The 360-nt window shown below is 46.9% G+C and carries 1 pseudogene; it reads right to left on the bottom strand.

Annotated elements, in window-relative coordinates:
- Window positions 1–86 precede the first annotated feature (86 nt).
- Window positions 87–360: pseudogene (locus GHN92_RS23980) on the bottom strand (hypothetical protein); the annotation flags it as partial.

Genomic DNA, 360 nt, shown 5'->3' with positions numbered 1-360 from the left:
TTCAAGTGTAGGTGTCCGCTACTGGCAGGCAGCTCGGTGCGACGAAAGGCAGATGTGAATTTGACGGCCTATCTGCGCAGGTGAAATTATGAAAGTACGCGGCGGGGATGGAAACTGTTAAAAGGATCGCCATCGTTCCAAGGTCTAAATGCTTCCAACATAGCATCTACCATCGCAAGAAATGTTTTACTGTTCGAAAGAGGGCAATCTTTAATTAACTTCAGCAGCCAAAATTCTAACGCCGCAAATCCCGCACTTCCGATACCAAGCTCACCGGTATAGTTTGCAATGCGCTGTTCGAGTTTTGGGCTATCTGCCTTTGAGCCGGATTTAATTGCTAAAACGAATACACCCCTTGAC

It is taken from the genome of Pseudomonas sp. FSL R10-2964, from assembly GCF_009600035.1.
Taxonomy (GTDB): domain Bacteria; phylum Pseudomonadota; class Gammaproteobacteria; order Pseudomonadales; family Pseudomonadaceae; genus Aquipseudomonas; species Aquipseudomonas bubulae.
Note: the sequence above shows the minus strand (reverse complement) of the source record. Positions and strands in the feature narration are given on the sequence as shown.